The organism is Methylomicrobium agile (genome assembly GCF_000733855.1).
Lineage (GTDB): Bacteria > Pseudomonadota > Gammaproteobacteria > Methylococcales > Methylomonadaceae > Methylomicrobium > Methylomicrobium agile.
The window spans coordinates 4219057-4245643 of sequence record NZ_JPOJ01000001.1; the positions used below are offsets into that span (position 1 = coordinate 4219057).

The 26587-nt window shown below is 54.3% G+C and carries 20 protein-coding genes and 2 pseudogenes; 13 read left to right on the top strand and 9 right to left on the bottom strand.

Annotated elements, in window-relative coordinates; all coding sequences use genetic code 11:
• Window positions 1-62: 62 nt before the first annotated feature.
• Both CC94_RS0119540 and CC94_RS0119545 read right to left on the bottom strand, forming a co-directional pair.
• Window positions 63-2234 (bottom strand): zeta toxin family protein, encoded by a 2172-nt coding sequence (locus tag CC94_RS0119540; protein WP_005372580.1) that lies wholly within the window; start codon window positions 2232-2234, stop codon window positions 63-65.
• 53 nt (window positions 2235-2287) lie between these two features.
• The gene (locus CC94_RS0119545) at window positions 2288-2518 is read right to left on the bottom strand and encodes a sulfurtransferase TusA family protein (RefSeq protein ID WP_005372581.1); all 231 of its coding nucleotides are present in this window, start codon (window positions 2516-2518) and stop codon (window positions 2288-2290) included.
• An 83-nt stretch (window positions 2519-2601) separates the two neighbouring features.
• On the opposite strand from CC94_RS0119545, the gene cysG reads away from it, so the two are divergent.
• Entirely contained in the window at window positions 2602-3987 is a 1386-nt protein-coding gene (gene cysG, locus CC94_RS0119550) for a siroheme synthase CysG (RefSeq protein ID WP_031431881.1), read from the top strand.
• A 258-nt stretch (window positions 3988-4245) separates the two neighbouring features.
• Complete coding sequence (locus CC94_RS0119555) at window positions 4246-4584, top strand: c-type cytochrome (RefSeq protein ID WP_005372583.1); 339 nt, start codon at window positions 4246-4248, stop codon at window positions 4582-4584.
• A gap of 161 nt (window positions 4585-4745) precedes the next feature.
• On the opposite strand, the gene CC94_RS0119560 is transcribed toward CC94_RS0119555, so the two are convergent.
• The 3 genes from CC94_RS0119560 to CC94_RS0119570 form a co-directional block, all read right to left on the bottom strand.
• Window positions 4746-5345, bottom strand: a complete 600-nt coding sequence (locus CC94_RS0119560) for a hypothetical protein (RefSeq protein ID WP_031431882.1) — start codon at window positions 5343-5345, stop codon at window positions 4746-4748.
• Window positions 5346-5489: 144 nt separating this feature from the next.
• Entirely contained in the window at window positions 5490-6704 is a 1215-nt protein-coding gene (locus CC94_RS0119565; protein ID WP_031431883.1) for an argininosuccinate synthase, read from the bottom strand.
• A 90-nt stretch (window positions 6705-6794) separates the two neighbouring features.
• Window positions 6795-7211, bottom strand: a complete 417-nt coding sequence (locus CC94_RS0119570; RefSeq protein WP_005372592.1) for a DUF6567 family protein — start codon at window positions 7209-7211, stop codon at window positions 6795-6797.
• A gap of 265 nt (window positions 7212-7476) precedes the next feature.
• Here CC94_RS0119570 and CC94_RS23360 point away from each other — a divergent pair.
• The 11 genes and pseudogenes from CC94_RS23360 to CC94_RS25585 all read left to right on the top strand — a co-directional run.
• A pseudogene (locus CC94_RS23360) lies at window positions 7477-8207 on the top strand (IS5 family transposase).
• Between the two features lie 172 nt (window positions 8208-8379).
• The gene (locus CC94_RS0119585; protein WP_051911555.1) at window positions 8380-11331 is read left to right on the top strand and encodes an RHS repeat-associated core domain-containing protein; all 2952 of its coding nucleotides are present in this window, start codon (window positions 8380-8382) and stop codon (window positions 11329-11331) included.
• A 13-nt stretch (window positions 11332-11344) separates the two neighbouring features.
• Complete coding sequence (locus CC94_RS0119590) at window positions 11345-11635, top strand: DUF7716 domain-containing protein (RefSeq protein ID WP_031431885.1); 291 nt, start codon at window positions 11345-11347, stop codon at window positions 11633-11635.
• Between the two features lie 290 nt (window positions 11636-11925).
• Entirely contained in the window at window positions 11926-12246 is a 321-nt protein-coding gene (locus tag CC94_RS23950; RefSeq protein WP_157203496.1) for a hypothetical protein, read from the top strand.
• A 639-nt stretch (window positions 12247-12885) separates the two neighbouring features.
• Complete coding sequence (locus CC94_RS0119595; protein WP_031431886.1) at window positions 12886-13182, top strand: hypothetical protein; 297 nt, start codon at window positions 12886-12888, stop codon at window positions 13180-13182.
• A 424-nt stretch (window positions 13183-13606) separates the two neighbouring features.
• Entirely contained in the window at window positions 13607-14428 is an 822-nt protein-coding gene (locus CC94_RS23960) for an RHS repeat-associated core domain-containing protein (RefSeq protein ID WP_215731692.1), read from the top strand.
• Window positions 14428-15168, top strand: coding sequence for a hypothetical protein (locus tag CC94_RS23370; RefSeq protein ID WP_084675399.1), 741 nt, complete (start codon window positions 14428-14430; stop codon window positions 15166-15168). The genes CC94_RS23960 and CC94_RS23370 overlap by 1 nt, the downstream gene beginning before the upstream one ends.
• 523 nt (window positions 15169-15691) lie before the next feature.
• Window positions 15692-16003: a hypothetical protein gene (locus tag CC94_RS23965; RefSeq protein ID WP_157203498.1), complete on the top strand. Its 312-nt coding sequence runs from the start codon at window positions 15692-15694 to the stop codon at window positions 16001-16003.
• Between the two features lie 178 nt (window positions 16004-16181).
• Window positions 16182-16559 carry a hypothetical protein gene (locus CC94_RS23970; RefSeq protein WP_157203499.1) on the top strand — a complete coding sequence of 126 codons (378 nt, stop codon included), beginning with the start codon at window positions 16182-16184 and terminating at the stop codon, window positions 16557-16559.
• A 6-nt stretch (window positions 16560-16565) separates the two neighbouring features.
• Window positions 16566-17024 carry a hypothetical protein gene (locus tag CC94_RS0119610; protein ID WP_031431889.1) on the top strand — a complete coding sequence of 153 codons (459 nt, stop codon included), beginning with the start codon at window positions 16566-16568 and terminating at the stop codon, window positions 17022-17024.
• 1169 nt (window positions 17025-18193) lie between these two features.
• Window positions 18194-19117 (top strand): annotated as a pseudogene (locus CC94_RS25585) (IS3 family transposase); the annotation flags it as partial.
• A gap of 178 nt (window positions 19118-19295) precedes the next feature.
• Here CC94_RS25585 and CC94_RS0119620 read toward each other — a convergent pair.
• The 4 genes from CC94_RS0119620 to aceF all read right to left on the bottom strand — a co-directional run bounded on the left by CC94_RS0119620 (window position 19296) and on the right by aceF (window position 26584).
• Window positions 19296-20807 carry a fumarate hydratase gene (locus tag CC94_RS0119620; RefSeq protein WP_031431890.1) on the bottom strand — a complete coding sequence of 504 codons (1512 nt, stop codon included), beginning with the start codon at window positions 20805-20807 and terminating at the stop codon, window positions 19296-19298.
• A 158-nt stretch (window positions 20808-20965) separates the two neighbouring features.
• Window positions 20966-23599 (bottom strand): glycosyltransferase, encoded by a 2634-nt coding sequence (locus tag CC94_RS0119625; protein ID WP_031431891.1) that lies wholly within the window; start codon window positions 23597-23599, stop codon window positions 20966-20968.
• A 249-nt stretch (window positions 23600-23848) separates the two neighbouring features.
• Entirely contained in the window at window positions 23849-25267 is a 1419-nt protein-coding gene (lpdA, locus tag CC94_RS0119630; RefSeq protein ID WP_031431892.1) for a dihydrolipoyl dehydrogenase, read from the bottom strand.
• 18 nt (window positions 25268-25285) lie between these two features.
• Complete coding sequence (gene aceF, locus CC94_RS0119635; RefSeq protein WP_031431893.1) at window positions 25286-26584, bottom strand: dihydrolipoyllysine-residue acetyltransferase; 1299 nt, start codon at window positions 26582-26584, stop codon at window positions 25286-25288.
• Between the last annotated feature and the right edge of the window lie 3 nt (window positions 26585-26587).

Consider the following 26587-nt stretch of genomic DNA (forward strand, 5'->3'; position numbering starts at 1 on the left):
CAAGCCAGGGCTGTGTACACGGGCGGAACGCTCTTCTTCCGCCCTTGTCGCGTTTAACGAGTCTATCCGCTCTGGGAACCTTGCAAGCGGGTAATCCAGGGCTCTTTCGTATGCGGGTCGACATGGAAGGCCAGCGCCTCGGGCTTGTGCAAAAGCCCTTCCTCGCCGGAGGCATGCGGATTGAGCTGGCGTTTTTCGACGAAATCGATCATGCGCCGAGTATTGTAGATCAACAGCACCCGGTTGCCGTTCTGCACCGGATAAATCTGATAGGCGACATTGCTCTCTTCGAACGCCGGATTGCGGGCCAAGAGCCCGGCCAGCCGGTCCTGGTCGCCCAGCGACAATCTGTTCAGCAGCGAATCGTAGCGCCAGGCGATGATCAGGCGCAAATGGTCGGCCAGACCGCCGTCCCGCTGCTTCTCCCGCAAAACTTCCACCTGCCGGTCGGAGAGCAGGAAGCTTTCGGCGACCAGGTAATGCCGGCCGCGTTCGCCGTCGTTCGCAAACAGCGCCAGTTTGTCCAGCGCCGGGTCTTCCAGCGCGTTCAGGAATGACTCGGGCGAACGGATGTGCTTGTAAACGGTAATCACCCACGGCAGGGCGCGCCCGGCTTCGTCGAAGCGCGCCTTCACGCTGTCGATCACGCCGGAACGGAACAGCTCTTCCTCGCGTCCGGACGGCTTCACGATAAACGCGTCGACCGCCGCAATCTGGGTATGGAAACCGGATTCCTTGAATTGCCTGACCAGATTCGCGTAGCGCGGATGATAGGGAATGCTGGTGCCGTCATAGAGCAGATTGTAGCCAAACGTGCGCGCATGCTCGGCGACCATGTCGCGCAGCCGGTTCGCGAACGGTTCGACGTAGACATAATCATCGCTGTGATGGCTGGCCGCGGTCAGCACCAGGTAGGAATCGCTGACCTTGCGGAATTCGTCCAGCGATGCGATCACGAAATTATCCCCGCACTCGGCCCTGGCAATTTCCTCGACCGCGGTCTTGCCGGCACCGGCCCCGCCCATGCACATAAACAGCTTCGGGTTCGGATCCGGGGCTTTCCCTTCGAAAATGGCCGCTTGGGCGTGTTCCAGTTTACCCGCAATCCGTCCGAGCCGTTCGTAAGCGATTTCGACGCCGCGCCTAAGCCTGAGATCGCCGTCGGCCGCGATCAACAAGCGGTTCTTCAATGCTTCGTTATTGGCGAGCTTGAAGATCGGCGTCTTGACGCCTTCGCACTGCCTGAGCAGCTCCAGCAATTCGGTATGACTCGGCAGGCGCAAACCGGTCAGCATGTTGATGTCCAGGCAGAACAGTGGCGCCGCCTCGCCCGCGCTCGACCTGACCCCGTCGATCTCGCTTTTTCCCGGCTCGCGGAGCGCCTCCGTGCCGGGCAAATAGCCGATTACCTGCTCGGAAACCCGGCCGGGAAAATCCGCGAAATGCTTGCCCGCGACGAAATCGCCTTCATTCACGCTGGCGAGCGGCACCAGACCGCCATCGATCCGGACCAGGCAATCCACGCCGTTTTCGGCCCGATGCGACAAAAACGGAATGCCGCCGACGAAGGCCTTGTGCTCCGGCCATTTGCCGAAAGCATTCGGCTGATTCTGCAGGCTTTGCGTACGCGAAGGATCGAGCGCGTGCACGAACGCGAGCGTCAGCTCCTCGAGCGAACTTTGCGGGTCGTGCAAAGCCTTCGCATCATCGGCGGTCAAGCGCCGAAAATCGATGCCCGCCTCATAAACGCTTTTAAAGGCCGGCAGCTTGCCGAGCACGGTCATGAAAAAATCGAGCGTGATCCGGTTGCCGTACGAGAACGGCCGTATCCGGCGCATCTTCAGATAAAAACCGGCGAGACGTTCCGCAATGTCGTCCGTACGGATCACGAAGCCGTTATTATCGAATATGGCCGTATCGCGGCTTTTTTCATCATCAAGCACGAGCCCTGCCACAGCCTTGCGGAATTTCTGGCGCTTGTCCGGATCGACCATCGACCCCGGGCGGTGCTTGACCGTCAGTTGCTCCTTCCAGTCGTGGTACATTTCGCGGTGAATGTGCGAAAACAGCTCGGTCAGGTAGGTCACGCGCTTGGTCTGGTCGTGCGAAATCGTCGCCTCGTTTTCCTGGCGCAGCACCGACAGCAGCACGCAGCCGCGCGCGATCGCCAATACCGTGCGCAATTTCTTCAATGCCTTGTATCCGGCGATGCGGGGAATAAGGGTATCAGTCATGATCGGGAAAGGCGAAAAACGGCAGGATCGCTCTCTAAACGGCCGGCGGCCGTTTATTTTTTGCGGATATAAAAGATTTGCTGTCCCGCGTGGCGGACGAAATCGATGATCTTGTGCCCGGACTGGTCCGAATAAACGCCGATATCCAGATGCGCCGCCGGATCGGTGGCGATAATTTTGACTATGCTGCCGCTGTCCATCTCCATCAGGGCTTTTTTCAGGCGCAAAAGCGGCAGCGGACAATGCAGGCCGCTGGCATCGACTTCGATATCAAATTCAACCATCGTTTGTTTTTAAAATTGCAATGACGCGGAAAAGACCCCCTATAATACCACTCTCCCAACTCTCCGAGAACGCTCGCACCGAAATGGATTATTTCCCCCTTTTCATAAACCTCAAGGACCAGCCTTGCCTGGTTGTCGGCGGCGGCGAGGTGGCCGCCAGAAAGATCGAACTGTTGTCCCGGGCCGGCGCCCGCATTACCGTAATTGCCGAAGAGATCGGCGACAGCCTCGCGGCGCTCGCCGCCAAATCTCCGTTGAACGTGCTGAAAAAACGATTCGAGGCCGAGGATCTGGGCGATTTTCGGCTCGTGGTCTCGGCGACCGACGACGGTGAAACCAATCGCTGGGTTTCCGGCCTGGCGCAGGAACGGAACATTCCGGTGAACGTGGTCGACAATCCCGCCCTGTGCAGTTTCATCTTTCCCGCCATCATCGATCGGTCGCCGGTCGTGGCGGCGATCTCCTCGGGCGGAGCCTCGCCGGTGCTGGCGCGTCTGCTCAGAGCCAAAATCGAAAGCGTCGTGCCGCCGAGTTACGGGCGCCTCGCGCAGCTTGCCGAAAAATACCGGAACCAAGTCAAACAAGTCATCCGGCAGCCCGCACAGCGACGAATCTTCTGGGAAAACCAATTTCAGGGGCGAACCGCCGAACTGGTCTATACGGGCAAGGATGAAGAAGCCGAGCAGCACCTTCGGGAGAGCCTGGAAAACATCGACTCGAATCAAAGGACGGGCGAAGTCTATCTGATCGGGGCGGGTCCCGGCGCCCCCGATTTATTGACCTTTCGCGCGTTGCGGCTGATGCAGCAAGCCGACGTGGTCGTCTACGACCGGCTGGTCACGCCGGAAATTCTCGATCTTGCGCGGCGCGATGCGGAAAGGATTTATGTCGGCAAACAACGCGACGACCATGTGCTGCCGCAGGAATCGATCAATGAGCTGCTGGCCGATCTGGCGAAAGCCAGCAAGCGCGTCGCACGCCTGAAAGGCGGCGACCCGTTCATCTTCGGCCGCGGCGGCGAAGAAATCGAAACCCTGATGCAGCAAGGTATCCCGTTTCAGGTCGTACCCGGCATTACCGCCGCTTCCGGCTGCGCGACCTACGCTGGCATTCCGCTGACGCACCGCGACCATGCGCAGTCATGCACCTTCGTGACCGGCCACCTGAAAGACGGCACGGTCAATTTGAACTGGACGCAACTGGCCGCCCCGAACCAGACCGTCGTGATTTACATGGGATTGGTCGGCCTGGAACAGATCTGTTCGGCGCTGATCGCGCACGGCAGTCCGAAGGATTTGCCGGTCGCGCTCATTCAGCAAGGCACCACGGACCATCAAAAGGTGATTACCGGCACGCTCGAAACGCTCCCTGCGCAGGTTGCCCACGAACAGATCAAGGCCCCGACGCTGATCATCATCGGCACCGTGGTCAACCTGCACAGTAAGCTGGAATGGTTCAAAACGACTTAGGAAAGCCCGGCCGAAACGGCGTCCGGCGTGCTTTCTTTCGCTTGAACACTGGCTCTAACCGCTAATCCTTGCGATAATATTACGGGAATAATTCAGTCTGCGTTCATCGTTGGCATCAATAATGAACCGCAACGGATTGTCGGCCCAATCTAAAACAATAAAAATTGAAATTTCCCGTTAAACTCCTTAGTTCTCAGCGAGTTTAACTTTTTAATCGGACTGTTTTGCAGTTCTTTTTCAACATCAAGAGAGGTTAACATGAAAAAATCATTAGCCGCGTTCGCGGGTATTGCTTTGGTCGCGCTGAGCGGACAAGCTTTTTCCAGCGAAGCTACCGATATCGGCAAAAAAATCTATGATCGCGCCTTCGGCCGCGGTTGCGGCACTTGCCACGACATCGCTTCAAACCCGCAATTACCCGAACTGATCAAAGCAGGCACCCTGGACAGAGCGAAATTCGAACAGGTTCTGCGTGATGGCAAAGGCGGCATGCCGAAAGCGCTTGATGAAATCATGAAAAACGCAGCCGTCAAAAAAGCCGGCCTGACCGAAGAACTGGCCATTGATGATTTGTACGAATATCTGAAAACAAAATAATCATTAATGCATGGCAGGGTGTTAGCGGCACCCTGCCGATCGCAGCAGTCAGTTTTCGTAAATATCCATTTTTACGAAAACCGACTCTAAAAACAGAATAATAAACAAAAAAACCGCGCCCACCCTTCGGTAGGCGCGGTTTTTTTGTTCAGGAAGAACAATTATTGCTTATGCAAATAATTCCTGATCGTTTGCTTGTACGTCAAAATATTCAGGTTTTTAAACCAGATACCGGCCACTGCCGCCAGCAACAGCCCACAGGCTCCCAAACTGACATAGATCAGTTTTTTCAATTGGGACACTTCCCTCAACACCTGCTCGCTCGTACCGGCGGACTGGTCGACTTTCGGCTTTGGATCCGAATAGGAACGCAGCACTTTGACATCGTTTTTCAGATCTTCGATCGTACCGAGCGAGGCGGCTGCGGCGCCCATCCTGATACTGTCCTCAAGCATCCTGAGCTTGCTCTCGATCGAACCGCTGACCAGCCCGATCACCTGCCCTTTGAGCGCATTCACTTCGGAACTCAGCACCGAATTGCCCTCGCCGAGATTACCCGCACCCGGCTGTTTTTTCAGATAGGCTCCGGCTTGATACGGAGGAACGACAAAATAACCGAGCACAGCGACCAGTACCGTCAACAAACAAACTGTCAGCAACAAAAACCGATTAGCCTTGATCAACGCCTGAGTCGAAGGAATACTTTGCAGCCTGCCCCGGACCTCGATAATCTGGGAATGAAACTCTTGATTCTCGTTCATCAATTAACGCCTCTCGGACCCGACAATACAGCTTCCCCCTGAACGTCCGGCCCAATCATTTTTATAGTTATCACAAGATCGCCTGCTATGATCGGGACGAATTATACAAGCTAATCGGTCATTGCCGCATTTTATTTTTACGAATCAGCGCGAATGTTTTGCCGCCGCAATCCGCATTCTGAGCGCATTCAGCTTGATGAAGCCTTCGGCATCCTTTTGATTGTAAGCACCGCCGTCGTCTTCGAAAGTCGCGATGCTTTCGTCGAACAAGCTATCCGAATCGGAGCGGCGGCCGACCACGATCACATTGCCTTTATACAGCTTGACCCTGACCTTGCCGTTGACGTTGACCTGCGAAGCGTCGATCATCGTTTGCAGCATCCGGCGCTCCGGGCTCCACCAGTAGCCGTTGTAGATCAGCGAGGCATAACGCGGCATCAATTCGTCCTTCAGATGCGCCACTTCCCGGTCCAGCGTCAACGATTCGATCGCCCGGTGCGCCTTCAGCATTACGGTGCCGGCCGGCGTTTCGTAGCAGCCTCTCGACTTCATCCCGACATAGCGGTTTTCGACGATATCCAGGCGGCCGATGCCGTTCTCGCCCGCAATCTTGTTCAGCTTTTCCATCACTTGCGCCGGCGAATGCGGCACGTCGTCGATCGCCACGATATCGCCCTGCTGATAGGTCAGCTCGATATAGGTCGGTTGGTCAGGTGCGGCTTCCGGGGAGACGGTCCAGCGCCACATATCTTCTTCGGGTTCCGACCACGGATCCTCCAGAACACGGCCTTCGTAAGAAATGTGCAGTAGGTTGGCATCCATCGAATAAGGTGACGCCTTGCCTTTTTTCATTTCGACCGGAATACCGTGCTTTTCGGCATAGTCGAGCAGGGTTTGGCGCGAAGTCAGCTCCCATTCGCGCCACGGCGCGATGATGTGAATACCGGGACGCAACGCATAGGCCCCCAGCTCAAAACGCACTTGGTCGTTGCCTTTGCCGGTCGCGCCGTGCGAAATCGCATCCGCGCCGGTTTCGTTCGCGATTTCGATCAGCCGCTTCGCGATCAACGGCCGCGCGATCGAAGTCCCTAGCAGGTATTCGCCTTCGTAAACCGCATTGGCGCGGAACATCGGGAATACGAAATCGCGGGCGAACTCTTCCCGCAAATCATCGATGTAAATTTCCTTGATACCCAAAGACTGCGCCTTCGCGCGCGCGGGCTCGACCTCCTCGCCCTGCCCCAAATCGGCCGTGAAGGTGACGACCTCGCAGTTGTAAACTTCCTGCAGCCACTTGAGAATCACGGAGGTGTCCAAGCCCCCGGAATAAGCCAATACCACTTTTTTGATTTCCGACATAGCGCCTTAATTTTATTGGTTAAAAAATGGTGATGATTATACCGGAAATCAACTTGACGTAAAAAGCGGATATCCCGACCGGCCGCCGCCTCAGTCTGCCGGCGGATTATCCCGGTCGCCTGTAAATTCGATGAGGTCTGCGCGCACGGTAATCCTGGGCAGAGCGAACAAAATGAAATAGGAAGAGCTATTTTCATATACCACATTCACGATGGCCTGGGGTTTACCTTCGGTAACCGCCGCATTATGGTAAAGTTTGGTCATCGCCTCATCGTAGTGAGGGGATATAAAAGTAAAGAGGCCCAGGAAACTAAAACCGACACTACTGCCAATCGCATTGGCTTTTACAATTTTGTAATTCTGTCTGGATAAACGGACTGTAGTCGTCGTTAAAAGCGGAGTACCGCCAGGCGCAGGAACCAGTCCGGATAATGCAGGAAGGGCCGGTATTGCGGCGCAACCGCTAAGCAACCCCAGGATCGGCGTCATTTTCAACCATTTCGTCATGATATTCGGCCTCCCAACAAGATTAGAAAGCGATGACTTTACTGGGACACAGGGGACCCGATAAAACGCCATCGGAGCATGATAGCAGTCATCATCCGGCGAAACACCGTCGTATTCCGACTTACGCGAACTCTCATCATAAATTCGTTGCAAACCGTTTAGATACTGTCGTCACAAGATAAGTCCTTGTCAGGTGTAATGCAGAGATTATAGTTGCTGATGAGATGAAAGAACCCTATCCCGACCTGCCCACCGCCGCCACGACATTGCCGATCCGGTTTGGAATCTGCTGGAGCCCCATCTGCCTGGCCGTGCCGGGGCCTGGGGTGGCAAGGCTCGTGATATGTTCATCAATGCGGTCTTCTGGATTTTACGCACCGGCACGCCGTGGCGCAAGCTGCCACCCGACTAGGGCGATTGGAAAAACACCCATCGCCGATTTTGCCGTTGGCGAGACCACGGCGTCTGGGAAGGATTGCTGGAACAACGGGTGACCGAACCCGACTATGAATGGCTGATGATCAATACCAGCCACATCAAGGTCCATCCACACGCCGCCGGTGCGAAAGGCGGCAATCAGGACATGGCGGTCACCCAAGGGGGCTCAACAGTAAGAACCCTCTGGCTGTGGATGCGCAGGGTATGCCGGTCAGAATCCTTATTACAGCAGGTACCACAGCGGATTGTTCACAAGCTTCAACCTTGATCGAAGGCGTGGACGCTCGGCACTGATTAGCGGACAAAGGCTACGATAGCGAGGCTATCGTAGCCCAAGCCGAAGCGAATCAGATGACGGTGGTCATTCCGCCGCGTCGAAATCGCAAGAAACCCCGCGACTACGACCGAGACCTGTATAAACTTCGGCATTGGGTGGAAAACGCGTTCTTGCACCTCAAGCGCTGGGGAAGTATTGCCACACGCGATGCCAAGAACACCGCTTCGTTCCTGGCCGCGGTGCAAATCCGATGTATCGCCCTGTGGACGGCTATCTTATGACGACACTATCTAGTTTGGGTGAGTAATGTAACAGGAATATAGCCACGGCGCCGTCTACGCCTACTACTTTGCCGGCAGCCGGTCGGAAGAAGTCGACCCGGCGGGCGGCCGTAAGATTTCCTACTATGACGGTTTCGGCAAAGAACTCCGGTCCATCAACCCGCTGGGCAAAGTGACGACCCACACCTATGACGGCCAGGAACGGCTGATCCAATCGGTGCTGCCGGAAGGCAACGCCATCGTCTACACCTACGACGATGCCCCCTGTGCGGCACAAAAACGTTGCACCCACCACGTCAAGACCGAAACCCGCCTTGCCAAGAGCGGCTCCGGATTGGCCAACCTTGTGACCGGCTACACCTACGAGAGTGCCTTCAACCGCCTGGCCAGCGTCACCGATCCCAAAGGCCAGGTGACCAACACCACCTACACCGCCCAAGGCCTGCCGGCAACCGTGACCCGGCCGGCCGATGCCGGCGGCGTGTCCCCGGTGACCACCTATGCCTACACCGGCTATACCCCGAGCGGCTTTCCCACCTTCTACCTGCCCACCGCGGTCACCGAAAAAATCACCGCCGCCACCAGCACCACCCGGACCACCGCCTACAACGCCGCCAACAAATACGTGCCGCAAACCGTCGTCGTCGACGCCGGCACCGGCAAACTCAACCTGACCACCACCTACACCTATAATGCGGTCGGCAACCTGACCCAGGTCAACGGCCCCCGCACCGACGTGACCGACACCGTCACCACCGCCTACGACAACGAACGGCGGCCGACCCAGATCACTAATGCCCTGGGCAAACTCACCAAGCAGGCCTACGACGCCGACGGCCGGCTGATCCGCACCGCCGCGCAGCTCGGCACGCAATGGTTGGTCACCTGTAACACCTACACCCCGAGCGGCAAAGTGCTCAAAGCCTGGGGGCCCGGGACGACGGGGGCCGGCACCGCCTGCCCCGCGGCCGCCGCCCCGGTCAGCGTCACCGACTACGCCTACGACGACCTGGACCGGCTCAGTACCCGGACCGAAAATCTGCCGGCCGCTGACGGCGGCAACCGTATCACCCAGACCGTCTACAACGCCGACGACAGCGTCCAGCGCGTCAACAAAGCGGTGGGCACCGGCCTGGCGCAGAGCGAGGCGACCTACACCTACAGCGACAACGGCCTGCCGCTGACCGTCAAAGACGCCAAAAACAACCTCACCACCTACCAATACGACGGCCACGACCGCCAACTGAAAACCTTCTATCCGGACAAAACCACCGCCGGCGTCTCCTCGGCCAGCGACTACGAACAGGCCGCCTACGACGCCAACGGCAATATCGTCAGCCTGCGCCAGCGCAACGGCCAAAGTCTTACCCTGGCCTACGACAACCTCAACCGCCTCGTCAGCCGGACCTATCCGACTACCGCCGACAACATCAGCTTCAGCTACGACCTGGTAGGCCGCCAGACCGCCGCCAACCAATCCGGCTACGCGATCAGCTACAGCTACGACAACGCCGGCCGGCTGACCAGCACCACCGCCGGCGGCAAAACCCTGAGCTACCAGTACGACCCGGCCGGCAACCGCACCCGCCTGACCTGGCCGGAAGCCGCCGCCTTCTACGTGACGACCACCTACGACGCCCTCAACCGGCCCACCGCCTTGCTGGAGAACGGCAGCGTCAGCCTGGCCGGCTACGCCTACGATGACCTGTCGCGGCGCACCACCGTCACCCTGGGCAACGGCACCACCACCACTTACGGCTACGACGCCCAAAGCGGCCTGGCCAGCCTGGCCCACAACCTGGCCGGCACCGCCCAGGACACCACCTGGAGCTACACCCGCAACCAAATCCAAGACATCAAAACCCAAAGCTGGAGCAACGACAGCTACGCCTGGACCGGCTATAGCAACGGCACCCGCAGCTACACCGCCAACGGCCTGAACCAATACGCCACCGCCCAGGGCGCGACCCTGAGCTACGACGCCAACGGCAACCTGACCGGCGACGGCGTCTGGACCTACGCCTACAACCTCGACAACCAGCTGACCGCCGCCAGCCAAGCCGGTTCCAGCCACAGCTTGGCCTACGATGGGGCCGGACGCCTGCGGCAGACCACCCTGGCCGGCGCCGTCACGAACCTGGCCTACGACGGCGTCGACCTGGTGGCCGAATACGACAGCGCCGGCACCTTGCTGCGCCGCTACGTGCACGGCCCCGGCGTCGACCAGCCGCTGGTCGGCTACGAAGGCAGCGGCACCGCCAACAAAAGCTGGTTGTATAGCGACCACCAGGGCAGCATTGTCGCCAGCGCCAATAGCGCTGGGACCGGCACCGCGCTCTATAACTACGGCCCCTACGGCGAGCCGAACACCACCGCTGGCCTACGCTTCCGCTACACCGGTCAGCAGTTGCTGGGGCCGCTGAACCTGTATTACTACAAGGCCCGGTTCTACTCGCCCGCCCTCGGCCGCTTCCTGCAGACCGATCCGGTGGGCTATCAAGACGGCTTGAACCGCTATGCCTATGTGGGCAATAATCCCTTTAACCGGAACGATCCCAGCGGGTTGCTGGCGGCCGATATGGCGATGCTGTCGGGCAAGCTGGGGGGAAGCATGGATACCTTCCAGAGCGGTTTGGATGTCGTGGGCTTGGTGCCTGGATTAGGCGAGCCGGTTGATTTGCTCAATGGAACCCTCTATGCCGCTCGGGGGGACTACGTCAATGCCGGGTTCTCCTATGGTGCCGCCATTCCTTTCGCAGGATGGGGAGCGACTATTGGGAAGTTTGCTAATAAGGCGGACAATGCATTTGCTTACTCAGTTGCTTTTGAAACAACCATAGCTAAACAAAATGTAGGTACGAGGGCTTCGCACTTTACCCAAGCAAATGAAGCCTTGCTAGCCGCTATTAAAGAAGACTCTGTATTTGCAAAATCGATCGATGATCTTGGGATCAGTATTGGCCGACTTGACAGAAGTCCTGCTAATTGGAGTTGGCACCATGTTCCTGATCAGCCAGGCGTAATGCAGTTAGTTCCCAGAGCTCAGCATCAGGGTGGACCTTGGCAATCGTTATTCCACCCTGGTCAAATCGGAGGATTCAAGATTTGGGGATCCGAATACTAGAAAGAGGTAAGTAATGAAACTTCGAGATGCAATCGATCAAATAACTCAACTACGAGATGAAGAGGTTATATTCGCACGTAGACCATGGACGCTTGATACTGATGCCTATATTGGAATGCTTGATGAAAATCTTCGTGTACCAGATGTTCTAATTAATGAGGGATTAGAGTATTTTCTAGAAGTAAGTGTTGCAAAAGAAGTTTTGGAGGTCTTCGGAAATCGAAATCCGACTCTAGAGCAAGTACGGGAGCTTCTAGTGTTCTACGCGGAGAATGATGCTTATCCTCAATGGGTTTATTGGTAACCCGTAACCCGTAACCCGTAACCCGTAAGGCGGAACCGGCTTTGCCGGGTTCCGCCATTCGGAACAATCACGATGCCGAACGAGCCGTGTAGGTCGGGCAACCAAGGCATTGGAAATGTCGGGCACAAAAAGCGCGTGCCCGACCTACGCGGCTTATCATTTCGGGATGTGTTAGCTAAAGATATACGTGATGTTCGTAGTATTGTGGGCAGTGCTTACAACGAAGGATTGCAGAATGTCATTCAATATTATCGCCAAAATTTTCCTGAACTTATAAATAAACAATAATTATGGATAGCATAAGACAAGAAATATATGCCTTAAATGAACTGGGACCATTACCCTCAGAAGATGAAGCCAGTGTAGAAATTCTTAAAAAATATGAAGTACTTTATAGGTCTATAACAAGACCTATTACTAATGACGAGGCTCGTATATTAGTTAAATTATTTGGTGTTGATGGATGCTTTGGGTTTGCTTCATCTCTCGTTCACTTAATAGAAACAGCCCCCGGATGGCCATTAAAAGACTGTTTAGTTAATTTAGAAAATGAATGGATAATTGAGTTACGAAACCGTGCAATTAGAGGAGGACTTTTATCTGAGGATTAAGACCGTAAAGCGCAATAACCCCCGGGTATTGCGCCGAAGGGTTAAACTCAACATACGGCGCAATACGGTTTCGCCTATTGACGCCCTACAAATTACGCCTTACGGTCTTACACCCTCAATTAACCCGTAACCCGTAAGGCGGAACCGGCTTTGCCGGGTTCCGCCATTCGGAACAATCACGATGCCGAACGAATCCTGCACCTTTGATGCGATGCGCCAAACTTTATTTTATCTGTCGGCCTAGCCCGCGTAGCCGTGTAGGTCGGGCAACTGCTTTATCGTTGCCCGACGATCCTGCTTCGGAATATTGCACGGGTCTGAAACCCTGTCACCTTTCAAGGCATGGGAATGTCGGGCACAAAAAGCGCGTGCCCGACCTACCAGGCTTCAAAACGCACCGTACCAGCAAGTCCGCAATGACCCTACTACTATTAGCGGGCGTGACTACAGCGCTCATGCTCTTGATCAGATGCAGAATCGCGGTTTTATGCCATCGGTAGTTGAAAATGCTATTCAAAACGGCGTTGCCAGCACCAGAAAGTACTCTGGTTCTACGCAGTATCTGGATACCGTCAATAATATCCGCGTCATAGTTAATTCTGAGACTGGGCGAGTAGTCACAGCCATTCCGGGGGTCAAATGATTTCCGAGTATGATGCTCGCCAGCTACGGAAGATGAAGCTTCAACTCGCCGCGTTTCAGCATGGTGAGTTGAGCCTTGCAGGCGTCATTGGTGACGTGGATTTCTTGTTGAATGCTATGGAAGCAATTCCGCTAGAGTGGAAGCAACGAGTTCACGAGTTCGTTGTTACCTTGGAAGAGGTTTATGCTATGGCGCTTGATCTAGGCCATACAGAAGTTGATGAACAAGGCCAACGCTTTGTTGCTGAGGCGATTGAAGGAATTCAGCGTTGTCTTGATGAGATCAACCCGTAACCCGTAACCCGTAACCCGTAAGGCGGAACCGGCTTTGCCGGGTTCCGCCATTCGGAACAATCACGATGCCGAACGAATCCTGCACCTTTGATGCGATGCGCCAAACTTTATTTTATCTGTCGGCCTAGCCCGCGTAGGTCCGAATAGCGGAGCGTATTCGGACGCATGTCACCGACTCGACCAGAGCCGTAGGGGTGATTAACGAAGTGTAATCGCCCGACTTGAAGGTAAAATGCCTCCGATTACGCTAACGCTAATCGGATCTACGCGGGGTGCCCGCGGCCGACGGCGGCAACCGTATCACCCAGCCATGTAGGTCGGGCAACTGCTTTATCGTTGCCCGACGATCCTGCTTCGGAATATTGCACGGGTCTGAAACCCTGTCACCTTTCAAGGCATGGGAAATGTCGGGCACAAAAAGCGCGTGCCCGACCTACCAGGCTACGGCGAGCCGAACACCACCGCTGGCCTACGCTTCCGCTACACCGGTCAGCAGTTGCTGGGGCCGCTGAACCTGTATTACTACAAGGCCCGGTTCTACTCGCCCGCCCTCGGCCGCTTCCTGCAGACCGATCCGGTGGGCTATCGGGATGGCTTGAACCGCTATGCCTACGTCGGCAATAATCCGCTTAACCGGAACGATCCCAGCGGGTTGATTGCGGCCGATATGAAGCTACTGGCCGGCAACTTCAGCAACGAGTTCGGAGCGACGGCGAGTGCATTTGGCAGTGCTATCGCCAGCAGGCCCGCGTTGCAATCCTTTGCCCTCGGTTCTGCACTCGGCACGGGTTTAGGGCTTGCTACGACTTATCCGGTTGCCACAGCGGTAACATTATCATCTTTTGAATTGGAGAATCTGGCTTCCGGGGAGATGCCGGTTGGTGGTGTTTGGGGATTAAAACCACTGGCTCGTGGACAAGCAATTGAAAACTCGCTCGCTAGTACAGAATACAAAGATTGGTTTAGAATTGGTCAATTGAACAACGGTAAATTTCCTTTGGTTGACTTTCAACTTGAAAATAATTTGGTTAGTTTGAAGACAGTGAATACTAATGGTTTCAGTTGGCTGGGAAATATGCAGTCTCATATAGACGATTTAGCGGCCAGAGGAGCAACAGTAGATGGTGTTCCTGCTAATATGATTTTGGATTTACGAGTTCAACCAGGAGGATCTAATGCCGCTCAGTCTTTAATTGGATATGGACAGTCCCAAGGTGTTTCAGTAATGATTAAAGAGTTTCCTTAATGGTTGAAAAAATATATGTAATAAGTAGACTAGGTATGTTAAATGCCGATCTGATATTGAACTTAATATTAGATTTTTTTAAAAAGCGAGACATATCTGCTTCTAGTTATACACTCTATGGAGATGAGGTTCATTTAGAAGAAGTTGCTTCTATCCTTAAAAAAAAATCACGCCATACTTTTCTATTAAATGGGAATGGCTTTGAAATACACTTGGCTTCGGTGTTACGGTATCAGGTTGATATATTGAGTATTAGTGCCGAAAATGGAAAAAATATGTTTTGGGATGATTGGATTACTTCTATCAGTGAACAAGTAAAAGTTGTTCAAGCTTGGTTAGTTGATGCCGATTATGACTATTGGCAGAATGCCGAAGATTCTCTTCAATACATATCTCATGGTCGCCCGTGGGAACATTTGCCAAAAAGATCAAATGGATTGCCTCCTCCCCTTGAGAAACAAATTATTGATACCTCAAATAATCCGGGACACCGACGATTTTGTATGGGTTACCTTGAGGCAATTGGGGCTGTAATGTGGTTAGGAGATGATTTCTGGAGCTTAACTGGTGCCAATAAAAACGATCTTCTAAAGCAAAGTTGGCTAAAGTCGAGAGAAATACCGAATGGTTTGTTGCGTATTCAAGTTGGAAATACCTTATTTTCTACAGCTAGCGAGGGATCAGATGCTATCCAACTTATGCTAAGAGGGCTTTTGTTTCCAAGGGCCGTAGCCGTGTAGATACTCTGTTCAAAGTCAATCAATAAACCGATGATTTTGACTATTTGGCTGCGACCGGAATAGCATAAAAGCCGCGTAGGTCCGAATAGTTGTGTAGGTCGGGCAACCGCTTTATCGTTGCCCGACGATCATGTGGCGATCCTGCTTCGGGATGTGGCGCGGGTCTGAAACCCTGTCACCTTTCAAGACATTGGAAATGTCGGGCACAAAAAGCGCGTGCCCGACCTACGCGACTAATAGATATTCAGAAAACTGGCGCATTTAAGAGTTTATATGGATTAGAAGGAAAATATTTTACAATATCTGGCAAACAAGCGTCTACTTATGCACGGGAGGCGGTAAATGCCTTTGGTAATGCTCCCTACACAATTGTTAAAACTCAGGTACCCAAAAGTATTCTTGAGACTCCCGGTATTTCTGCAACGATTGAGAAGGGAATTAAAGCATATCAAGTACCTAATGAATTCCTTTTAGGGCTGAAGCCAGAAATTTTAAATTATTCATCTGTTCGATAGGCTTAAAGATGAAAACTGCTATAGTAAGATTGTCATTGTTATCTACCGCTCAAGGGGGAAGAAGTTTGCCCATTGTTCATCTTAGAGATTTTAGTTGTCCGGTTTTTTTTAAAAATATTCCTGAATTGGCAGAGCATGGGTATGACTGCCGTCTTCTAGTCCAACAATATGGAAGAGAAATTTATCCTGGTGAAATAGTGGAAGAAATTCAGATTGCTTTCTTATCACCAGATGGTATTTTTTCTCATATTAAAAAGGGAACAAAATTCGATCTTTGGGAAAGCAGAAAGATTGGAGAAGGAGAAATTATAGCCGTGTAGGTCGGGTAACCGCTTTATCGTTGCCCGACGATCATGTGGTGATCATGCTTCGGAATGTTGCGCGGGCCTGAAACCTGTCACCTTTCAAGGCATTGGAAATGTCGGGCAACAGGGCCGTAGGAGCGATTAACGAAGTGTAATCGCCCAACTTGAAGGTAAACCAACGCCTATTGGAGAAGTGGCCGTCGGTGTCGCAGCTGTTGGAATAGGTGCTTGGGGATTAATAAATAAAATGTCTGATGAGATTGAAAGAATTTCACAGCGACCATCAGGGCCAGATACTGAACAGTATTCTCTAAGAGCGACTTATTCCGGTGATTACCCCAATGTCAGAGGTGGAACGGTATATTTAAATGCTGGCGATGTTTGGAAATACGGACAAACATCCAATCCAGAAAGTAGATATTCACAAAAGGAGTTAGCTCAAGCTGGATTACGGTACGTGACTGAATTTCAAGGAGGGCAAGTCCAGGCGTTAATTCAAGAAAAATTGAAGATATACAGTTATGTAATAGATAACGGTACATTACCTCCTGGAAACAAGATCTTTAGGTAATAAAAAATGAATGTAGGATTAGCGATTGAAAGCAATGAAACTGTAGAAAGATTTTTACCAATAATGGAAAAACTTTATACAGAGTTAAAAATATATTTTTATAAGAGAGACTATGGTAAAGATCTACAAGATTTAGCTATAGGCCTCATTCTTACTGGACCTGGGACTGAAAAGTTTCACCCGATTCGCTCCTTTAAATATGAAAAAGAGTCGTCATATAAAGACATCTTCACAAATAAACGAGTAAATATAAAAAATGCGGCGTCCTATGATGTTAAACCGGATTTTGAACGATTCTCTCAAATGACTCTAGATGATGCACAAAATTACCTAGCAGAGCTTCTATTCGAATCGACCGAGGTCTTAGAAAGTAATCACGAAAAATTTCCTAATTTTGATGTTAAACAATTCCGTAAGGATTTTGCTAATTGCTTAAGAGGATGTAGCTCGCGTAGGTCCGAATAGCGGAGCGTATTCGGACGCGTAGCTGATGCCGTCCGACTAGGGCCGTAGGGGCGATTAACGAAGTGTAATCGCCCGACTTGAAGGTAAAATGACTCCGATTACGCTAACGAGACTGTGAAAGAATTCGGCGCCCATTTTTAGTAAACTATACTCAATTAACTCATTGATAAAGAATAAAAATGGCAGGTCGAAATTACAAGGTTGGCCACAATCGCACCCAAACGGCGCTGTTACCGCCGAGCATTGACGAGGGCCGTAGGGGCGATTAACGGTATATCGCCTGATTCGAAGGCAAAATGCCTCCTACGCGGACTGGACCGGCTACCGCAACGGCCCCCGAAGGGCCGTAGGGACGATTAACGAAGTGTAATCGCCCGACTTGAAAGTAAAATGCCTCCGATTACGCTAACGCTAATCGGAGCTACGCGGACTGAATGGGAATCTCAGCTTCAATCAATATACGGCGATTTTAGTTCTTTCAATGTTACGGAAACAAAATTTTAACTATATGAATATTTTCGACCTATTGACTAATATAAAACTACGTCCAGGTTTATATTTAAGCGGGCGTTCTATTGGAAAACTGAAAAGTTTTTTGGATGGCTATTACTATGCCTTGCTTGTCAATGGTATTAATGGTGACGAAGATTTATGGAATAAATTCCAATTGTTTTTTCTAGTAAGTATTATATAGAAACATCTCAGGGTTGGGATAAAATTATACTTTTCTTTTGTAATGATGAAGAAGATGCTTTGGATAAATTCTTTGATTTATTTGAGCTATTCTGTGAGGAAAGTTTGGATAAAACCCGTAACCCGTAAGGCGGAACCGGCTTTGCCGGGTTCCGCCATTCGGAACAATGACGATGCCGAACGAGCTCTGTAGGTCAGGCAATCGTTTTATCGTTGCTCGACGATCATGTGGCGATCCTGCTTCGGAATGTTGCGCGGATCTGAAACCCTGTCATCTTTCAAGGCATGGAAAATGTCGGGCACAAAAAGCGCGTGCCCGACCTACGCGGCTGTGGTTTATGATTGGACCAAGAATCTTGGATATTTTAATGAAAGCCGGGTAGGTCGGGCAACCTCTTCATCGTTGCCCGACGTCAGGTGGCAACCTTGCTTCGCTATGGCGACAGCTTGAAGTCGCTACCCCATTGAACCCCGGCCTGACCGAGGAGCGTGATTTATTAAAAAAGGCGGCCGCGTACTTTGCCAGGAAACAACGGTGAAGTACGCCTGGATCCAACAGCATAGCAGCGCGTTTGCGGTGGAGACGATGTGCCGGTTTATGAGGGTGTCCCGGAGCGCTTACTATGCTTGGCTGCAACGCCCTGAAAACGCCGGTGAAAAAGAGGATGCTGAATTGACCGAACCGATTAAAACCGCTTTTGCCAAGAGTCGGGCGACTTATGGGACGCGCCGCCTTAAAGTGGCGTTGTTTCAGCGGAAGCAAACCGTCAGCCGGCGCCGGATCGGCCGCTTGATGCGACAGGCGGACTTAACGTGTAAAACGAAACGGAAATTCAAAGCGACCACGCATTCCCAGCATGATCTACCGGTAGCGGACAATGTATTGGACCGTCAATTCAAGGTCATGCAGCCCAACCGGGTTTATGCCGGCGACATCACCTCTATCGCCACGCAGGAAGGCTGGCTGTACCTGGCGGTGGTCATTGATTTATGCTCTCGGCAGGTGTTCGGTTGGTCGATGGCCGAGCATAGGCGCACTCAGCGGGTCAACGACGCGCTATTGATGGCTCTCTGGAAGCGCAAAGCCGGATAAAGGTCTGTTGTGGCACAGCGATCGCGGCAGCCCGTATGCGTCGGAAAGCCACCGGGCGCTGTTAAAACAGCATGGCATCCGCCAGAGCATGAGCCGTAAAGGCAACTGTTGGGATAATAGTGTTTCGGAAAGCTTCTTCCATACCTTGAAAACCGAACGGGCGCATCAGCAGACCTATCAAACCCGAGCTGAGGCTAAACAGGCGATATTTGAGTATATTGAGGTCTTTTACAATCGCGAGCGGCTCCATTCCGCCAACGGTTATATGTCGCCCGTAGATTACGAACTGCAGCTAAAAACTGCTTAACTTTGTGTCCAGATATTGACACATCACTCTTTGGGGGATAGCCCAAGCCGGCAAAGGGGGTATCACGATAAGCGCTCGGAGGGGGAATTTATGATCGAGCCAATCCTTCTTGGGCGATGTGTGAATTCTTTGGTTTAAGCGAAGAATGATGTTACGGGAACTGCGCACCCTAAATTCTTTAAGCCTCCGCTTGCGCAATCTTTTCCCGCCAGACAAGCGGCGCGGCCTCGTGCACCGAAACACCCCGGCTGTCGACCGCGACGGTGACCGGCATGTCTTCGACGACGAACTCATGGATCGCTTCCATGCCCAGATCTTCGAACGCAATCATGCGGGATTTTCGGATCGCCTTCGAGACCAAGTAGGCCGCGCCGCCGACCGCCATCAGATAGACCGCCCGATGCCGCTTGATGGCTGCGGCCGCCTCGGAACCACGCTCGGCCTTGCCGATCATCCCGAGCAGGCCGGTATGGGCCAGCATCGTTTCGGTGAATTTGTCCATCCGCGTGGCGGTCGTGGGGCCGGCGGGACCCACCACTTCATCGCGCACCGGATCGACGGGGCCGACGTAATAAATGAATTTGTCCTTGAAATCGACGCCGGCCGGCAGCAGCTCGCCGCGCCGGATCAGATCGGTCAGACGCTTATGCGCCGCATCGCGGCCGGTCAGCAGGGTTCCGCTGATCAATAATGTCTCGCCGGGCTGCCAGGCGGCGGCTTCCTCGCGTGTAACCGTGTCGAGATTGACGCGCTTCGCCCCCTGTCCTTCCCGGCTGATTTCCGGCCAGTCGTCCAGGCGAGGTGGAATCAATTCAGCCGGTCCGGTGCCGTCCAGCACGAAATGCGCGTGCCGGGTTGCGGCACAATTCGGGATGATCGCGACCGGCAGGTTCGCCGCATGCGTCGGATAATCGAGAATTTTGACGTCGAGCACGGTGGTCAGTCCGCCCAAGCCCTGCGCGCCGATTCCCAGTGCGTTGACTTTTTGATACAGGTCGAGCCGCAGTTCTTCCAGCGCATTGCAAGGACCGCGCGCGATCAGTTCCTGGATGTCGATCGATTCCATGCAGGCTTGTTTAGCCAGAAGCATCGCTTTTTCGGCCGTGCCGCCGATGCCGATACCGAGAATACCCGGCGGGCACCAGCCCGCTCCCATCGCCGGAACCGTTTTCAGCACCCAGTCGGCGATGCTGTCGGACGGATTCAGCATCGCGAACTTGGCCTTCGCTTCGGAACCGCCGCCTTTCGCCGCGACGTTTACCTCGACTTTGTCGCCCGGCACGACTTCCATGTGAATCACGGCCGGCGTGTTGTCCTTCGTATTGATCCGTTTGCCGGCCGGGTCGCGCAGCACCGAGGCGCGCAGGATGTTATCCGGGTGCAGATAAGCACGGCGGACGCCTTCGTTGACCATCTCGGCGACACTGAGCATCGCATCCCATTGGACCTGCATCCCGATTTTCAAAAATACCGTCACGATGCCGGTATCCTGGCAAATCGGCCGCCGGCCTTCCGCGCACATCCTGGAATTGATCAGGATTTGCGCTATCGCGTCCTTCGCGGCCGGGTTTTGCTCCTTCCGGTAAGCCGCATCGAGCGCCCGGATGAAGTCCAGCGGATGATAATAGGAAATGTACTGCAAGGCATCGGCGATGCTTCGGATAAAATCTTCTTGTCTGATCGGCGTCATAAAGGGATAACGGGTGAAGCAGCGGTAGATGGGTAGGATCTGGATGCTCTAACGGTCTTGGAGAGCCGAACGCACAACTTTGACTCATCGAAAACTAACGCAGGAATCGGCAAAGCGGACCCGGGATTGACCTGATCCGCTTTGCCGGGATTTAACTCTTACTCGGGTTTGCCTGACGACGCGACGATTTCGTCGTCAATCTCGTCGATCGTCAACGCCGAGCCTTTCCGGTAATACGGCAATATGCTCATCAACAAAGTGATCGTCGTTGCCAGATACGGCACTGCCTGCACCGACAGCACCCCCATCCAGAGCTTGCCGCTCAGATTGTCGAAATGTTCCAGCGAGTTCACGCCGAACACGCCCGCCATCAGCAAAATGAGCAGGAACAACTCCTGCCGGATCACCATCAGGCCGGCAAACAGCGGTCCCTGTTTTTCATACTTCGGCGTGCGCATGAACGGTTTGCCCGGAACGAACAGCCCCTGCCAGACGCCGCGCGCCACCGTATGCGTCAACGCCAAACCGGACAGCGAGGCGCCGACCGATTCCCACAATCTGCACGGCACTTTAGCTTGATATAGCCATAAACTGCGCAGAATTTTGAACGTAAACAAACCGATCGTCGGCAGCAGGAACGCATTGACCGGCAATTCGGTATGGATCGGATCCAGGAAAATCACACCGGTCAACACCAAACTCGCGACCGTGAACACCAGCGCCAGCGCATCCGAAAACCAGGGCAGCCAGCCGGCCACGAAATAGTAGCGCTGGGCCGAGGTCAGCGGAGATTTTTTAGTCGGCTTGAAACTCTTCCAGTGCGCCTTGATGATCTGCATCGCGCCGTAAACCCAGCGGAAACGCTGCGTCATGTAACCTGACATCGTGTCCGGCATCAGCCCCCGGCCGAACGAATCCTTGACGTAGACCGAATCGTAGCCGGCTTCGTAGAGGCGCAGGCCCAATTCGCTGTCCTCGCAAATGCACCACTCGGACCATTTGCCGACTTCGAACAGCGCCGACTTGCGGATCATCGTCATCGTGCCGTGCTGGATGATCGCATTGTATTCGTTCCGCTGCACCATGCCGATATTGAAAAAGCCGGCGTATTCCCAATAGCAGAAGCGCTTGAACAGGTTCACGTGGCCGTCGCGGTAATCCTGCGGCGACTGCACGAAACCGATGTTCTCGTTATCGAAATAAGGCACCATGCGCTTCAGCCAGTCCGGCGACAGAATATAGTCGCTGTCGATCACTGCGATGATTTCGGCATCGGGCGCGGTCTGTTCGAGCGCATGGTTGATCGCCCCGGCCTTGAAGCCGGGCCAATTTTCGAGATGGAAAAAACGGAACTTCTCGCCCAGGCGTTCGCAGTCGTCGCGTACCGGTTCCCAAACCGCGGGGTCCTTGGTGTTGTTGTCCATCACCATCACTTCGTAGTGCGGATAATCGAGCTTGGCCAGCGCTTCGAGCGTCTTCCGCACCATCATCGGCGGTTCGTTATGAATCGGCAGATGAATCGATACCTTCGGATAGCGGAAATCCGGCGACGGCGCCAGCGGCTGGAAAGTCCGCGTGGTGCGCCGGTGCCAGACCACTTCGACGATTTCCATCGTTTCTATCAGCAGAATGGTCAACGCCAGTAATTGCATCACAATCAGCAGCACCCAGAACACGATCGTCAATTCGGTCTGGTACTGCTGCGCGCCGATCGATACGGTCCAGAAAATGAACGAGGCGGCCAAGTTGGTAATCACGCCGAAAAAGACGATGCCCGGCAAGGCCATCGTCCGGCGCGTAAACAGAAAAAGCCCCATCAGCACCGCGCTGGCCGCGGCCGCGCCGGTCGCCCAATCCCGCCAGCTCGGCAACGCCAATACCGCGCCGTCCATCGGATACTTCGGCTGCCGGTCGGCATTGAAAATGCCCCAGTAAGCGCCGGCCGAACCTTCGATTTCCATCTTCCAGGGTTGGTCGAACGCTTCGACAATATAATAAGGGATCTTCTGCTCGGCGGCCCGGTTCAGAAATTCCCGCAGAAAAAACGCCTGATTCGTGCGCGAGGCGGTCGCATGGCGGGACGGCTGCCCATCCGACGGCCAGCCGACCTCGGTAATCACGATCGGCTTGTCGGGATAAGCTTTCTTCAATTCCTCGTATTTCTCGAACACGAAATCGACCGCATCCTCGACCGCAATCCCGTTCCAGTAAGGCAGGATATGCGCGCCGATGAAATCGACTTCGGCGACCAATTCGGGATGCTTGAGCCAGATATCGAAGGTTTCCGAGGTACTGACCGGACGCCAGGTACGCTTCTTGACTTCGCGAATATAATCGATCAGCTGCTGCACCGGAATATCGTTCCGGAACAGCACTTCGTTGCCGACCATCACCCGGACGATTTTATTATTATTTTGGTTGCTGACCTGCAATAGGGTTTCGATTTCCTGGCGGTTCTTTTCCAAATCGCCGTCGATCCAGGCACCGATCGTGGTATTCAAGCCATGCTTGGCGGCCAGTTCCGGCACCTTGTGCAAACCTTTCAAAACACTGTAAGTACGGACCGCATGGACCTTGTTTTCGAGCACGGTCAGATCGGCATCGATTTCCGCTTCGGTAGGGAATTGACCGTTTTTCTGGGTATATTCTTTCCGGCGCGGATCGAAAGTCACCCCCATGGTCGTTTTGGTCCAGGATCTCAATTGCAGCGGGTTGTTGATGTAACTCCAAATGCTGAAATTGACCAGGACAAGCACGGTCAACGTTAACAAAATCGTTAGTGTTCTTTTCATTAAGATACTTGAAAGGATTTAATTGGCGTGCGGCTTTTTTGAAAACACTGAAAGAATCCGAACGGTACGCCGATAAGAGGATACCGGCGCCGACAGGCCGCTTCGATCGGCAAAATTATAGTGCAAATTGCCTGCGGCAAATGATAATTTTAAATCATTCGTATCGGGAATGCTTCAAGCATCGCGCTCGGGGGATGCTTCGACAGCCGCATCCCGGCCATTGCCGGAATGCGGCTCGTGCCGGGGAAATCAACCTTTTTTGACGTAAAGATCGGTAATCGTTCCGTTGATCATTTCGGCGGCAAATCCGAAAGTTTCGGAGAGCGTCGGATGCGGATGAATGGTCAGACCGATGTCGTCCGCATCGGCACCCATTTCGAGCGCCAATACCGCTTCCGCAATCAGCTCGCCTGCATTCGGGCCGACCATGCCCGCGCCGAGAATCCGCCCTGTCGCCTTGTCGCAAAGGATCTTGGTCACGCCTTCCTTGCGGCCGAGGCTCAGCGAGCGGCCACTCGCGGCCCAAGGGAATACCGCTTTGTCATAATCGATGCCCTGCTGTTTGGCCTGATTCTCGCTCAGCCCCATCCAGGCGATCTCGGGATCGGTGTAGGCGACCGACGGAATCGTCAGCGCGTCGAACCCGGCTTTGTGGCCGGCCGCGACTTCGGCCGCCACCTTCCCTTCGTGGGTCGCTTTATGGGCCAGCATCGGATTGCCGACGATGTCGCCGATCGCGAAAATATGCGGCACATTCGTCCGCTGCTGTTTGTCGACCGGGATGAAACCCTGCTCGTCGACCGCAATGCCGGCCGCTTCCGCGCCGATCAGCTTACCGTTCGGCCGACGGCCGACCGCGACCAGCACCGCATCGAACAACTCCGATTCAGGCGCGCCCTTGCCTTCGAACGACACCTTCAGGCCGTCGTTTTGCGGCTCGATCGCGGTTACCCGGGTTTCGAGCCAGATATTTTTGTATTGCTTCTTGATCCGTCTGAGCAGCGGCGTCACCAGATCCTTGTCGCAGCCCGGAATGATCTGGTCCATCAATTCGACGACATGAATTTCGGAGCCGAACGCATGATAGACGGTCGCCATTTCGAGGCCGATAATCCCGCCGCCGACGATCAGCAGCTTTTTCGGAATCTGTTTCAGTTCCAGCGCATCGGTCGAATTCCACAAACGCCGATCGTCATTCGGAAAGCTCGGAATTTGGGTCGGAGACGAACCCGCCGCGATGATCGCCTGCTCGAACGTGATCGTTTTGGCGCCTTCGGGAGTTTCCACCTCGACCGCATTCGGTGCGGTAAATCGGCCGGCGCCTTGCACGACGGTGACTTTACGCTGTTTGGCCAGTCCTGCCAGACCGGTATTCAGCGATTTGCTGACGCTCTCTTTCCAGGCCCGGACCTTGTCGATGTCGATCTCGGGTTTGCCGAACCTCAAACCATGATCCTGCACGTCTTCCGCTTCGTGGATCAGCTGCGCCATGTGCAAAAGCGCCTTCGACGGAATGCAGCCGACGTTCAGGCAGACTCCGCCCAACACCGGATAGCGTTCGATCAAGGTGACCCGTTTGCCCAGATCGGCCGCGCGAAACGCTGCCGTATAACCGCCGGGACCGCCGCCCAACACCAAAACTTCCGTATGTAACGTTGCGTCGCTCATTTCCGATGTCTCCGGAGATTAAAGTAACAGGCGGCGAAGATCGCCCAGATAGGTCTTGATCGCGGTCATGAAGCGGGCGCCTTCGGCGCCGTCGATCACGCGGTGATCGTAAGTCAGATCCAGCGGCAGCATCAGCCGCGGTTCGAATTCCTTGCCATTCCAGACCGGCTGCATCTTGGCGCGGGTCACGCCGAGAATGGCGACCTCGGGTGCATTCACGATCGGGGTAAACGCGGTGCCACCGATCCCGCCCAGACTCGAAATGCTGAAGCAGCCGCCCTGCATGTCGCCCGGCATCAGCTTGCCCTGGCGCGCCTTCTCGCTTTTTTCGGCGAGTTCGGCCGCCAACTGGTTGATGCTTTTGGCATCGGCGTCGCGCAAGACCGGCACGACCAAGCCGTTCGGCGTATCGACCGCGATGCCGATGTTGTAATACTTCTTCAGAATCAGGCTCTCGCCGTCGCTCGACAACGAGGCGTTGAAACTCGGAAACTGCCGCATCGCCGCCACCACCGCCTTGATGATGAACATCAGGCCGGTGATCTTGACCTCGCCGTTCTTCTTTTCGGCATTGATCCGATTGCGGAATGCTTCCAGTTCGGTGATATCGGCTTCCTCATGGTAGGTCACCATCGGCAGATTCAACCAAACGCGGCTCAGATTCTGCCCGGTCAGGCGTTTGATCTTGCTCAGTTTGACCGTCTCGGTTTCGCCGAACACCGAAAAATCGACCGCCGGAATCGGCGGAATGCCGCCGCCGGCCGCGACCGTCTGCTCGGTCAGCGCTTTCTTGACATAAGCTTTCACGTCCTCTTTCAGAATGCGGCCTTTGCGCCCCGAGCCGGCGGTAACTTTGGCGATATCGACGCCCAGTTCGCGCGCGAACAGACGCACCGACGGAGAGGCATGCGCGATCACGCCGGGAGCAGCTGCGGCTAGGGGAGCGGCAGCTTCTCTCACGGGAGCAGGCGCCGGGGCCGATACCGGTTCCGGGGCTTTTTCCGCCTTCGGCGCTTCCGCCGGCGCGGGAGCCGGCTGCGCTTTCGCTTCCTTCGGCTTGGCTTCCGCTTTTCCCTCTTCCGCGGCGACAGTTGCAATCAGCGTACCTTGGGACACTTTGTCGCCGCGCTTGATGAAAACTTCCTTGACCGTGCCCGCCGCGCTGGACGGCAAATCCATGCCCGCCTTGTCGGTTTCGAGCGAGGCGACCGTCTGCTCCAGCTCGACCACGTCGCCCGGCTTGATCAGCACCTCGACCACGTCGATATCGGTCACATTGCCGACGTCCGGCACTCTAATTTCAACCAAATTCGTCATTTT

Bases quoted from the DNA above. Each gene is read 5' to 3' on its own strand.
- CC94_RS0119540 (WP_005372580.1), bottom strand. From the start codon at position 2,234: ATGACTGATACCCTTATTCCCCGCATCGCCGGATACAAGGCATTGAAG.
- CC94_RS0119545 (WP_005372581.1), bottom strand. From the start codon at position 2,518: ATGGTTGAATTTGATATCGAAGTCGATGCCAGCGGCCTGCATTGTCCG.
- cysG (WP_031431881.1), top strand. From the start codon at position 2,602: ATGGATTATTTCCCCCTTTTCATAAACCTCAAGGACCAGCCTTGCCTG.
- CC94_RS0119555 (WP_005372583.1), top strand. From the start codon at position 4,246: ATGAAAAAATCATTAGCCGCGTTCGCGGGTATTGCTTTGGTCGCGCTG.
- CC94_RS0119560 (WP_031431882.1), bottom strand. From the start codon at position 5,345: ATGAACGAGAATCAAGAGTTTCATTCCCAGATTATCGAGGTCCGGGGC.
- CC94_RS0119565 (WP_031431883.1), bottom strand. From the start codon at position 6,704: ATGTCGGAAATCAAAAAAGTGGTATTGGCTTATTCCGGGGGCTTGGAC.
- CC94_RS0119570 (WP_005372592.1), bottom strand. From the start codon at position 7,211: ATGACGAAATGGTTGAAAATGACGCCGATCCTGGGGTTGCTTAGCGGT.
- CC94_RS0119590 (WP_031431885.1), top strand. From the start codon at position 11,345: ATGAAACTTCGAGATGCAATCGATCAAATAACTCAACTACGAGATGAA.
- CC94_RS23950 (WP_157203496.1), top strand. From the start codon at position 11,926: ATGGATAGCATAAGACAAGAAATATATGCCTTAAATGAACTGGGACCA.
- CC94_RS0119595 (WP_031431886.1), top strand. From the start codon at position 12,886: ATGATTTCCGAGTATGATGCTCGCCAGCTACGGAAGATGAAGCTTCAA.
- CC94_RS23370 (WP_084675399.1), top strand. From the start codon at position 14,428: ATGGTTGAAAAAATATATGTAATAAGTAGACTAGGTATGTTAAATGCC.
- CC94_RS23965 (WP_157203498.1), top strand. From the start codon at position 15,692: ATGAAAACTGCTATAGTAAGATTGTCATTGTTATCTACCGCTCAAGGG.
- CC94_RS0119610 (WP_031431889.1), top strand. From the start codon at position 16,566: ATGAATGTAGGATTAGCGATTGAAAGCAATGAAACTGTAGAAAGATTT.
- CC94_RS0119620 (WP_031431890.1), bottom strand. From the start codon at position 20,807: ATGACGCCGATCAGACAAGAAGATTTTATCCGAAGCATCGCCGATGCC.
- CC94_RS0119625 (WP_031431891.1), bottom strand. From the start codon at position 23,599: ATGAAAAGAACACTAACGATTTTGTTAACGTTGACCGTGCTTGTCCTG.
- lpdA (WP_031431892.1), bottom strand. From the start codon at position 25,267: ATGAGCGACGCAACGTTACATACGGAAGTTTTGGTGTTGGGCGGCGGT.
- aceF (WP_031431893.1), bottom strand. From the start codon at position 26,584: ATGACGAATTTGGTTGAAATTAGAGTGCCGGACGTCGGCAATGTGACC.